The sequence below is a fragment of the Pseudomonas sp. Sample_16 genome (assembly GCF_004307665.1).
Taxonomy (GTDB): Bacteria; Pseudomonadota; Gammaproteobacteria; order Pseudomonadales; family Pseudomonadaceae; genus Aquipseudomonas.
Genome location: NZ_RCOB01000171.1, coordinates 8547 through 18783, shown reverse-complemented (window position 1 = coordinate 18783; position 10237 = coordinate 8547). Strand labels below are relative to the sequence as shown.

The following is a 10237-nucleotide window of genomic DNA, read 5'->3' as shown; positions in this document are numbered from 1 at the left end:
CAGTTCGCTGAACCTTGGGGCGGCGGTGCAGGTGTTGAGTTATGAAGTGCGCATGGCCTGGCTGGCCGCGCAAGGTCAGCCGACCAAGGTCGAGAAGGAAGAAGTGGCTTCCGTCAAAAGCGCCGAGCTGGCAACGATGGATGAGCTTGAGCGGTTCTATGAGCACCTGGAACAAACCCTGGTGAGCATCGAGTTTCTCGACCCGGAAAAGCCACGGCACTTGATGGCGCGCCTGCGCCGGTTGTACGGTCGCAGCTCGGTTAGCCGGGCGGAAATGAATATTTTGCGTGGCATCCTCACGGAAACCCAGAAAGCGGCCCGTGGTGAGCTTCTTAAGCGGAAGGATTAATGATGTTCGAGCGTTTGCGTGAAGATATCCAGAGTGTTTTCCATCGTGACCCGGCGGCGCGTAACGCTTTTGAAGTCCTGACGTGCTACCCCGGCATGCATGCGATCTGGATTCACCGTTTGTCGGCAATGCTGTGGCGTGCGGACCTGAAATGGCTGGCGCGGCTGGTGTCGAACTTCGGTCGCTGGTTGACCGGGATCGAGATTCATCCGGGTGCCAAGGTCGGGCGTCGCTTTTTCATTGACCACGGCATGGGCATCGTCATTGGCGAAACCGCTGAGATTGGCGATGACGTGACCATTTATCAGGGTGTGACCCTCGGTGGTACCAGCTGGAACAAAGGCAAGCGCCACCCGACGCTGGGTGATGGTGTCGTTGTCGGCGCCGGCGCCAAGGTGCTTGGCCCGTTCACTGTCGGTGCCGGTGCCAAGGTCGGCTCCAACGCCGTGGTGACCAAAGAGGTTCCACCGGGCGCTACGGTGGTGGGTATTCCAGGGCGAATCATCGTCAAACCCGACGAAGAACAGGACGCCAAGCGCAAGGCCATGGCCGAGAAAATCGGCTTCGATGCCTACGGCGTGACCGAAGACATGCCGGACCCGGTGGCTCGCGCCATCAATCAGTTGCTCGATCACCTGCAGGCAGTCGACGGTCGTCTGGAGGGCATGTGCGGGGCGTTGAAGGATCTGGGCAGCAATTACTGTGCGAAAGATCTGCCTGAACTGCGCGAAGAAGACTTCGCCTGTGTGAAGGACAAGGATCAGAGTCAGGCCAGCTGAACCGAGTCAATTTCATCGCGGGCAAACCCGCTCCCACAAGGTCTCCGGTGAGGCGCCGATTGTGTGAGCGCCCACAATCCCTGTGGGAGCGGGCTTGCCCGCGATGAACGATAACGCGCAATTGCTGGCTGTAACCGGTCAGCCTTTGCTATGATGCGGCCGCTCTTTTGCGGGTAAACCTGACTAAAGTACTAGGTCTTATAGTTGACTTAAATACTCGGGAATTGCATACTCGCCCCATTCCGAACTCCGTGGTAAACGTCCATGCGACTGACTACAAAAGGCCGATACGCCGTGACCGCCATGCTCGATCTGGCGTTGCACGCGCAGCACGGGCCCGTGTCCCTGGCCGATATCTCCGAGCGCCAAGGCATCTCCCTGTCCTACCTCGAACAGCTGTTTGCCAAGTTGCGCCGCAGCAATCTGGTGTCCAGTGTCCGCGGTCCGGGCGGTGGCTACCAATTGTCCCGCGACATGCAGGGCATCCAGGTTGCCCAGGTGATCGATGCGGTGAACGAATCGGTCGATGCAACCAAATGCCAGGGCCAGGGTGATTGCCATTCCGGTGACACTTGCCTGACTCACCACTTGTGGTGCGACCTGAGCCTGCAGATCCACGAATTTCTGAGCGGTATCAGCTTGGCTGACCTTGTGACTCGCCGTGAGGTGCAAGAAGTAGCCCAGCGTCAGGATCAACGCCGTTGCAACAGCAAGGCGCCACGCCTGGACAAGATTGAAGCGTCCGCCGTCGAATGACAGCCACAGAGCTAACGGCACGCCAGCCAGCCTGATTTAGGAGATAGTCCATGAAATTGCCGATTTACCTTGATTACTCTGCGACTACCCCGGTTGATCCGCGTGTCGCGCAAAAGATGAGTGAATGCCTGCTGGTCGACGGAAACTTCGGTAACCCGGCGTCCCGTTCCCACGTGTTCGGCTGGAAAGCTGAAGAGTCCGTCGAAAACGCCCGTCGTCAGGTGGCCGACCTGGTCAACGCCGACCCGCGTGAAATCGTCTGGACCTCTGGCGCCACCGAATCCGACAACCTGGCAATCAAGGGTGCGGCACATTTCTACGCCACCAAAGGCAAGCACCTGATCACCACCAAGATTGAGCACAAGGCTGTCCTCGACACCATGCGCCAACTGGAGCGTGAAGGCTTCGAAGTCACCTACATCGAGCCTCGCACCGATGGCCTGGTCACGCCTGAGATGATCGAAGCCGAACTGCGTGACGACACCATCCTGGTGTCGGTCATGCACGTGAACAACGAAATCGGCACCATCAACGACATCGCAGCGATCGGCGAACTGCTCCGTTCCAAGGGCATCCTGTTCCACGTCGACGCCGCTCAGTCCACCGGCAAGGTCGAAATCGACCTGCAGAAACTGAAAGTCGACATGATGTCGTTCTCCGCCCACAAGACCTACGGTCCTAAAGGCATCGGCGCCCTGTACGTAAGCCGCAAGCCGCGTGTTCGCATCGAAGCGACCATGCACGGCGGCGGTCACGAGCGCGGCATGCGTTCGGGTACCCTGGCGACCCACCAGATCGTCGGCATGGGTGAAGCTTTCCGTGTGGCCAAGGAAGACATGGCTGCCGAGAACGTGCGCATCAAAGCCTTGAGCGACCGTTTCTACAAGCAGGTCGAGCATTTGGAAGAGCTGTACGTCAACGGCAGCCTGACTGCCCGCGTTCCGCACAACCTGAACCTGAGCTTCAACTACGTTGAAGGCGAGTCGCTGATCATGGCGCTCAAGGATCTGGCGGTTTCGTCCGGTTCGGCCTGCACCTCGGCATCGCTGGAGCCTTCGTACGTACTGCGCGCCCTGGGCCGCAACGACGAACTGGCACACAGCTCGATCCGCTTCACCTTCGGCCGCTTCACCACCGAAGAAGAAATCGATTACGCCGCGCAGAAAGTTTGCGAGGCCGTTACCAAGCTGCGCGCTCTGTCGCCGCTGTGGGACATGTACAAAGACGGTGTCGACATTTCGAAAATCGAGTGGGCGGCACACTGATTTCAAGTCGCCGCGAACCGGCCCCGCGAACTTCGGTTACGGGGCTCAAAGAGCGACTCTCTGATGAGTGAGGATTAAGAATCATGGCTTACAGCGAAAAGGTCATCGACCACTACGAAAACCCGCGCAACGTCGGCAAGATGGACGCGCAGGATCCTGATGTCGGCACCGGCATGGTCGGCGCGCCGGCTTGCGGCGACGTCATGCGCCTGCAGATCAAGGTCAACGACGCCGGCATCATCGAAGATGCCAAGTTCAAGACCTATGGCTGCGGTTCGGCTATCGCTTCCAGCTCCCTCGCCACCGAGTGGATGAAAGGCAAGACCCTGGACGAAGCAGAAACCATCAAGAACACTCAGCTGGCTGAAGAACTGGCCCTGCCGCCAGTGAAAATTCACTGCTCCGTACTCGCTGAAGACGCTATCAAAGCGGCCGTTCGCGACTACAAGCAGAAGAAAGGCTTGATCTGATTTTCGAGTTTTGGCGACGAGTAAGGAGTCACCGATGGCTATCAGCATGACAGAAGCGGCTGCTCGACACGTGCGGCGCTCCCTCGACGGGCGCGGCAAAGGTGAAGGGATTCGTCTGGGTGTTCGCACCACAGGCTGTTCCGGCCTTGCCTACGTGCTGGAGTTTGTCGACGAGGTGGTTGCAGAGGACCAGGTGTTCGAAAGTCACGGCGAAAAAGTGATCATCGACCCGAAAAGCCTGGCCTATCTGGACGGCACCGAGCTCGATTTCGTCAAGGAAGGGTTGAACGAAGGCTTCAAGTTCAACAACCCCAACGTACGCGGTGAATGTGGCTGCGGCGAAAGCTTCAACATCTGAGGCTTGTCGTGGGTACTCCTTGTCACTTCGCTTTATTTGAGCTGCAACCGAGTTTCGATCTGGACCTCGATCAGCTGGCTACGCGCTACCGTGAGTTGGCGCGCAGCGTTCATCCGGACCGTTTCGCTGATGCTTCCGAGCGTGAGCAGCGGCTGGCGCTAGAGCAATCCGCGAGCCTCAACGAGGCCTACCAGACGCTCAAGAATCCGCCCAAGCGCGCGCGTTACCTGCTCGCGTTGAATGGTGGCGAGCTGCCGCTGGAGGTCACGGTGCATGATCCGGAGTTTCTTCTGCAACAGATGGAGTTGCGTGAAGAGCTCGAAGACCTGCAGGACAGCGCCGACCTCAATGGGGTTGCCGTCTTCAAGCGTCGCCTGAAAGCTGCCCAGGATGAACTGAACCAACGCTTCTCGGCTTGCTGGAACGATGCCGCGCAACGTGAACAGGCCGAACGCCTGATGCGGCGCATGCAGTTCCTCGACAAGCTCACCTACGAAGTGCGCCAGCTGGAAGAGCGCCTCGACGATTAACCCAGTGCCGCTCCGGTCGCACGCCTGATATACAGATAAGTCCTGATAACGATGGCCCTACTGCAGATCGCCGAACCCGGCCAAAGTCCTCAACCGCACCAGCGTCGTCTGGCTGTGGGGATCGACTTGGGCACTACCAATTCGCTGGTCGCTGCATTGCGCAGTGGTCTTTCCGAGCCGCTTGCCGACGCAGAGGGGCGGGTCATCCTGCCGTCTGCCGTGCGCTATCACGCTGATCGCGTCGAAGTGGGTGAGTCCGCCAAACTGGCGGCCGCTACCGATCCCCTGAACACTGTGCTGTCGGTCAAGCGCTTGATGGGTCGTGGTCTGTCCGACGTCAAGCAATTGGGCGACCAGCTGCCGTACCGCTTTGTCGGCGGCGAGTCGCACATGCCGTTCATCGACACGATCCAGGGCCCGAAAAGCCCGGTCGAAGTCTCCGCCGATATCCTCAAGGTCCTGCGTCAGCGCGCTGAAGCGACCCTCGGTGGCGAACTGGTCGGTGCGGTGATCACCGTTCCGGCCTATTTCGACGATGCGCAGCGTCAAGCGACCAAGGATGCGGCCAAGCTGGCCGGTCTGAATGTGCTGCGTTTGCTCAACGAGCCAACCGCAGCTGCTGTGGCTTACGGCCTGGACCAGCATGCCGAAGGCCTGGTCGCCATTTACGACCTGGGCGGCGGTACTTTCGATATTTCGATTCTGCGCCTGACCGGCGGTGTTTTCGAAGTGCTGGCCACTGGCGGCGACAGTGCCCTGGGCGGCGATGACTTCGACCATGCCATCGCTGGCTGGATCATCGAGAGCGCCGGCTTGTCCGCCGATCTCGATCCGGGCGCGCAACGCAATTTGCTGCAAACCGCCTGTGCCGCAAAAGAAGCGTTGACCGGTGCTGTGGCTGTCGAAGTCACGTATGGCGACTGGAAAGCCGAGCTGACCCGCGAAGCGTTCAATGCGCTGATCGAGCCGATGGTTGCGCGCAGTCTGAAAGCCTGCCGCCGCGCTGTTCGCGACTCCGGTATCGAACTGGAAGATGTGCATGCCGTGGTCATGGTCGGTGGTTCGACTCGCGTTCCCCGCGTACGCGAAGCGGTCGCCGAAGCCTTTGGCCGCCAACCCCTGACTGAAATCGACCCGGATCAAGTGGTCGCCATTGGTGCTGCGATCCAGGCCGATACCCTGGCCGGCAACAAGCGTGACGGCGGCGAATTGCTGCTGTTGGACGTGATTCCGTTGTCCCTGGGGCTGGAAACCATGGGCGGCCTGATGGAGAAGGTGATTCCACGCAATACCACCATCCCCGTCGCTCGTGCACAGGACTTCACCACTTATAAAGACGGCCAGTCGGCCATGGCGATCCACGTGTTGCAGGGCGAGCGCGAGCTGATCAGCGATTGCCGCTCCCTGGCACGCTTCGAACTGCGCGGTATTCCAGCGATGGTTGCCGGCGCAGCGAAGATTCGCGTGACTTTCCAGGTCGATGCCGACGGTCTGCTCAGTGTCTCGGCTCGCGAGCTGGGTTCGGGCGTTGAGGCGAGCATTCAGGTCAAGCCGTCCTACGGTCTGACAGACGGTGAAATCGCCAAAATGCTCAAGGACTCGTTCCAGCACGCCAATGACGACAAGGTTGCCCGCGTGCTGCGTGAGCAGCAGGTCGATGCCCAGCGCCTGATCGAAGCGGTGCAGGCTGCTCTGGAGGCTGACGGCGAGCGCTTGCTCGACGCCGAAGAGCGCATGGTCATCGATGCGCAGGTGCAGGAACTGACTGAACTGATGAAAGGTACCGATGGTTATGCCATCGAGCAGCAGACCAAGCGTCTGTCGCAAGTGACCGATGCCTTTGCTGCCCGCCGCCTGGACTCGACGGTGAAAGCCGCGCTGGCGGGGCGCAACCTGAATGAGATTGAGGAATAACGATGCCGCAGGTCATTTTTCTGCCACACGAGAAGTTCTGCCCTGAAGGCATGGTAGTCGAGGCCGAACCCGGCATCTCGATTCTCGAACTGGCCCACGAGCACCACATCGAGATGGAAAGCGCTTGCGGTGGCGTTTGCGCCTGCACCACCTGCCACTGCATCATCCGCGAGGGGTTCGACTCGCTGGAAGAGGCCGATGAGCTGGAAGAAGACTACCTCGACAAGGCCTGGGGTCTTGAGCGTGAGTCCCGCCTGGGGTGCCAGGCCAAGGTCGGTACCGAAGACCTGACCGTCGAAATTCCGAAATACTCGCTCAACCACGCAGCCGAAGCGCCGCATTGATTCAAGGAATTGTCATGAGTCTCAAGTGGACTGATGTGCTGGAAATCGCCATCCAGCTGGCTGAAAGCAAGCCCGATGTGGACCCTATGTCGGTCAACTTCGTCGATCTGCGCAAATGGGTGATGGAATTGCCCGAGTTCGACGACAAGCCTGAGCATTGTGGCGAGAAGATCCTGGAGGCCATTCAGGCCCACTGGATCGAAGAACGCGACTGAGCCACGCTGCAGGTTAGGCAATACCCAAGAACCCGCGTATAATTCGCGGGTTTAATTTTTCGCAAATTACCGTTTCTGGAGTTACACCATGGCTGTTCAACGTACTTTCTCCATCATCAAGCCTGACGCCGTTGCTAAAAACGTGATCGGCAAGATCACCACTCGCTTCGAAGACGCTGGCCTGCGCGTTGTAGCTTCGAAACTGAAGCAACTGTCCAAAGCCGAAGCCGAAGGCTTCTACGCTGAGCACAGCGCTCGTGGTTTCTTCGGTGACCTGGTTGCCTTCATGACTTCCGGTCCGGTTGTCGTTCAGGTTCTGGAAGGCGAAAACGCTATCGCTCGCAACCGTGAGCTGATGGGCGCTACCAACCCTAAAGAAGCAGCTCCTGGCACCATCCGTGCTGACTTCGCTGAATCGATCGACGCCAACGCTGTTCACGGTTCGGACTCCGAAGCCGCTGCTGCTCGCGAAATCGCATACTTCTTCGCAGCTACTGAAGTAACCACTCGCTAAGCATTGGCTTAAAGAGTGAAGGTGAATCCATGACTACATCGACTGTAAAAACCAACCTGCTGGGGCTGACTCAACAGGAAATGGAAAAATTCTTCGACTCGATCGGGGAGAAGCGTTTCCGTGCCGGTCAGGTAATGAAATGGATTCACCACTTTGGCGTCGATGATTTCGACGCCATGACGAACGTCAGCAAGGCCTTGCGCGAAAAGCTCAAGGCTGTTGCTGAGGTCCGTGGTCCGGAAGTGGTCAGCGAGGACATCTCCAGCGACGGCACCCGTAAGTGGGTGGTGCGCGTGGCGTCCGGCAGCTGCGTCGAGACCGTGTACATTCCCCAGGGCAAACGCGGCACCTTGTGCGTTTCGTCCCAGGCAGGCTGTGCCCTGGATTGCAGTTTCTGCTCCACCGGCAAGCAAGGCTTCAATAGCAACCTCACCGCCGCCGAAGTCATCGGCCAGGTGTGGATTGCCAACAAATCCTTTGGCAGCGTCCCGGCGACCGTCGACCGTGCCATCACCAACGTGGTGATGATGGGCATGGGTGAGCCGCTGCTGAACTTCGACAACGTCATCGCTGCCATGCACCTGATGATGGATGACCTGGGCTACGGCATTTCCAAGCGCCGCGTGACCCTGTCGACCTCCGGCGTGGTGCCGATGATCGATGAGCTGTCCAAGCACATCGACGTCTCCCTGGCGTTGTCCCTGCACGCACCGAATGACGCATTGCGTAACCAATTGGTGCCGATCAACAAGAAATATCCGCTTAAGATGCTCCTCGAGTCGTGCCAGCGCTACATGTCGTCCCTGGGCGAAAAGCGCGTGCTGACCATCGAGTACACCTTGCTCAAGGACGTCAACGACAAGGTCGAGCACGCGGTCGAGATGATCGAGTTGCTGAAGAACATTCCGTGCAAGATCAACCTGATCCCGTTCAACCCGTTCCCGCATTCCGGGTACGAGCGGCCGAGCAACAACGCTATCCGCCGGTTCCAGGATCAGCTTCATCATGCCGGCTTCAATGTCACCGTCCGCACCACCCGTGGTGAAGACATCGACGCCGCCTGTGGTCAGTTGGTAGGGCAGGTGCTGGATCGCACCCGTCGCAGCGAACGTTATATCGCCGTGCGTGAACTCAGCGCCGACAACGATATGGCGCAGAACGCCGCGAAATAACCAAGAGAGGATCTCTATGTCCCTGCGCTTTGCGCTGCTTTTGCTGTTGGCCAGCCTGTGTGCTGGCTGCGTGCTTTCGGGCGATTACAACCCGATGAAGACCAGCAAAGGCCGTGATGAAGCGCGGGCCGCCTATGTGCAACTGGGCATTGGTTACCTGCAGCAAGGCATGACCGAGCGCGCCAAGGTCCCGTTGAAAAAAGCGCTGGAACTCGACAGCGCCGACCCTGATGCCAATGCTGCGCTGGGGCTGGTGTTTCAGGCCGAAATGGAGCCCGAGCTGGCCGACGAGCATTTTCGCAAAGCGCTGTCTTCTCGTCCCGCCGACGCGCGAATCCTCAATAATTACGGCAGCTTTCTGTTCGAGCAAAAACGCTATAAAGAAGCCTACGAGCGCTTCGAGCAGGCCGCCGCCGATACCCTGTATCCTGAGCGTTCGCGAGTGTTCGAGAACCTGGGCATGACGGCTTCAATGCTCGGCCAGCGTGAGTTGGCCCAGCAGCAACTGGAAAAAGCCTTGCGTTTGAACCGCCAACAACCACGCGCATTGCTGGAAATGGCTGAGTTGTCTTACGAAGACAGGCATTATGTGCCCGCGCGTGACTATTACGACCGTTTTAGCCAGCTCACAGAGCAAAATGCACGTAGTCTATTGCTCGGCGTTCGGCTGGCAAAAGTGTTTGAAGATCGCGACAAGGCAGCCAGTTATGGCCTGCAATTAAAACGACTCTATCCCGGTACACCGGAATATCAGCAATACCTGTCGGAGCAATGATGAAAGCGGCGCATCCCGAAGTTGTAGCAGCGAATCGCGTTAACCCCGGTGAGACCTTGCGCCAGGCCCGCGAAAGCAATGGCTGGTCGCTGGCCGAAGTGGCTCTCAAGCTCAACCTCACCGTCAATTCCCTGAGCAATCTGGAAGCCGGTGAGTTCGACAAGCTGCCTGGGCACACCTTCGCCCGTGGCTATATTCGCGCCTATGCCAAATTGCTCGGCATGGACCAGGCCGTTCTGGTTCAGCAATTCGACCAATCCACCGGTACCGACTCCCAAGGCAGCAGCGTACATAGCCTGGGTCGAATCGAAGAGCCGGTGCGGGTTTCCCATACCATTTTACGCATCGTCAGCCTGTTGTTGCTGGTGGCGGTGATTGGCGGTGGTTTTGTCTGGTGGCAGGATCAAACCTCGCTGCGCACCAAGGACCTGATCGGCCTCACTCCGGAACACGTTGAAGTCGAAGGCGCCGATGGCACCACCCAGATTCATCCGCTGGATGAGCCGGAAGACCAGGCTGTGGCGCAAGGGCAGGCCGAAGGCGAGACTGCTCTGGCATTGCCGCAGGCCGAAACCTCGGCTGAGGTGCCAGCTGAAACCCCGGCAACCGCACCCGCTGCTCCGACTGCTACAACGCCTGCCGCGCCTGCGCATAATGCCGCCCCGGTTGTCGCCACACCGGCCACACCGGCCACACCGGCCACGCCAGCCCCTGCAGTCCCTGTCGTTCCAGCGCCGGTCTTGACTGCCCCGGTCGTGCCGAGCACGCCAGCACCCGCCCCGGTGGCTGCGGCTCC

Annotated in this window: 13 protein-coding genes and 1 pseudogene; all 14 read left to right on the top strand. The window is 59.1% G+C overall.

Annotation, left to right across the window (positions count from 1 at the left end; genetic code table 11):
• Window positions 1–349: pseudogene (locus D8U69_RS22770) on the top strand (tRNA (cytosine(32)/uridine(32)-2'-O)-methyltransferase TrmJ); the annotation flags it as partial.
• A 2-nt stretch (window positions 350–351) separates the two neighbouring features.
• On the top strand, window positions 352–1128 hold the full coding sequence (cysE, locus tag D8U69_RS22765; RefSeq protein ID WP_007998676.1) for a serine O-acetyltransferase: 777 nt from the start codon (window positions 352–354) through the stop codon (window positions 1126–1128).
• 264 nt (window positions 1129–1392) lie between these two features.
• Entirely contained in the window at window positions 1393–1884 is a 492-nt protein-coding gene (iscR, locus tag D8U69_RS22760) for a Fe-S cluster assembly transcriptional regulator IscR (RefSeq protein ID WP_003227911.1), read from the top strand.
• A 50-nt stretch (window positions 1885–1934) separates the two neighbouring features.
• Window positions 1935–3149: an IscS subfamily cysteine desulfurase gene (locus tag D8U69_RS22755; RefSeq protein ID WP_008057730.1), complete on the top strand. Its 1215-nt coding sequence runs from the start codon at window positions 1935–1937 to the stop codon at window positions 3147–3149.
• 83 nt (window positions 3150–3232) lie between these two features.
• Window positions 3233–3619 (top strand): Fe-S cluster assembly scaffold IscU, encoded by a 387-nt coding sequence (gene iscU, locus D8U69_RS22750; protein ID WP_056721266.1) that lies wholly within the window; start codon window positions 3233–3235, stop codon window positions 3617–3619.
• A gap of 34 nt (window positions 3620–3653) precedes the next feature.
• On the top strand, window positions 3654–3977 hold the full coding sequence (iscA, locus tag D8U69_RS22745; protein WP_003227904.1) for an iron-sulfur cluster assembly protein IscA: 324 nt from the start codon (window positions 3654–3656) through the stop codon (window positions 3975–3977).
• Between the two features lie 8 nt (window positions 3978–3985).
• A complete protein-coding gene (gene hscB / locus D8U69_RS22740; protein ID WP_056855162.1) occupies window positions 3986–4507 on the top strand; it encodes a co-chaperone HscB in 522 nt (173 codons plus the stop codon).
• A gap of 51 nt (window positions 4508–4558) precedes the next feature.
• Window positions 4559–6421 (top strand): Fe-S protein assembly chaperone HscA, encoded by a 1863-nt coding sequence (hscA, locus tag D8U69_RS22735; protein WP_130908171.1) that lies wholly within the window; start codon window positions 4559–4561, stop codon window positions 6419–6421.
• Window positions 6422–6423: 2 nt separating this feature from the next.
• Entirely contained in the window at window positions 6424–6765 is a 342-nt protein-coding gene (gene fdx / locus D8U69_RS22730) for an ISC system 2Fe-2S type ferredoxin (RefSeq protein ID WP_020795601.1), read from the top strand.
• Window positions 6766–6779: 14 nt separating this feature from the next.
• Window positions 6780–6980, top strand: coding sequence for a Fe-S cluster assembly protein IscX (iscX, locus tag D8U69_RS22725; protein WP_017123703.1), 201 nt, complete (start codon window positions 6780–6782; stop codon window positions 6978–6980).
• Between the two features lie 88 nt (window positions 6981–7068).
• Window positions 7069–7494, top strand: coding sequence for a nucleoside-diphosphate kinase (ndk, locus tag D8U69_RS22720; RefSeq protein ID WP_039765715.1), 426 nt, complete (start codon window positions 7069–7071; stop codon window positions 7492–7494).
• Window positions 7495–7523: 29 nt separating this feature from the next.
• Window positions 7524–8666 carry a 23S rRNA (adenine(2503)-C(2))-methyltransferase RlmN gene (gene rlmN, locus D8U69_RS22715; RefSeq protein ID WP_056855164.1) on the top strand — a complete coding sequence of 381 codons (1143 nt, stop codon included), beginning with the start codon at window positions 7524–7526 and terminating at the stop codon, window positions 8664–8666.
• A 16-nt stretch (window positions 8667–8682) separates the two neighbouring features.
• Window positions 8683–9441, top strand: coding sequence for a type IV pilus biogenesis/stability protein PilW (gene pilW, locus D8U69_RS22710; protein ID WP_056855165.1), 759 nt, complete (start codon window positions 8683–8685; stop codon window positions 9439–9441).
• Window positions 9441–10237, top strand: a 797-nt coding sequence (locus D8U69_RS22705; protein ID WP_130908173.1) for a helix-turn-helix domain-containing protein, incomplete at its 3' end; no start/stop codon positions are given. The genes pilW and D8U69_RS22705, both read left to right, overlap by 1 nt.

What these genes read in the sequence shown, in the direction of transcription:
- hscA (WP_130908171.1), top strand. Translation starts at nt 4,559, where the DNA reads ATGGCCCTACTGCAGATCGCCGAACCCGGCCAAAGTCCTCAACCGCAC.
- fdx (WP_020795601.1), top strand. Translation starts at nt 6,424, where the DNA reads ATGCCGCAGGTCATTTTTCTGCCACACGAGAAGTTCTGCCCTGAAGGC.
- iscX (WP_017123703.1), top strand. Translation starts at nt 6,780, where the DNA reads ATGAGTCTCAAGTGGACTGATGTGCTGGAAATCGCCATCCAGCTGGCT.
- iscA (WP_003227904.1), top strand. Translation starts at nt 3,654, where the DNA reads ATGGCTATCAGCATGACAGAAGCGGCTGCTCGACACGTGCGGCGCTCC.
- iscR (WP_003227911.1), top strand. Translation starts at nt 1,393, where the DNA reads ATGCGACTGACTACAAAAGGCCGATACGCCGTGACCGCCATGCTCGAT.
- ndk (WP_039765715.1), top strand. Translation starts at nt 7,069, where the DNA reads ATGGCTGTTCAACGTACTTTCTCCATCATCAAGCCTGACGCCGTTGCT.
- iscU (WP_056721266.1), top strand. Translation starts at nt 3,233, where the DNA reads ATGGCTTACAGCGAAAAGGTCATCGACCACTACGAAAACCCGCGCAAC.
- pilW (WP_056855165.1), top strand. Translation starts at nt 8,683, where the DNA reads ATGTCCCTGCGCTTTGCGCTGCTTTTGCTGTTGGCCAGCCTGTGTGCT.
- D8U69_RS22755 (WP_008057730.1), top strand. Translation starts at nt 1,935, where the DNA reads ATGAAATTGCCGATTTACCTTGATTACTCTGCGACTACCCCGGTTGAT.
- rlmN (WP_056855164.1), top strand. Translation starts at nt 7,524, where the DNA reads ATGACTACATCGACTGTAAAAACCAACCTGCTGGGGCTGACTCAACAG.
- cysE (WP_007998676.1), top strand. Translation starts at nt 352, where the DNA reads ATGTTCGAGCGTTTGCGTGAAGATATCCAGAGTGTTTTCCATCGTGAC.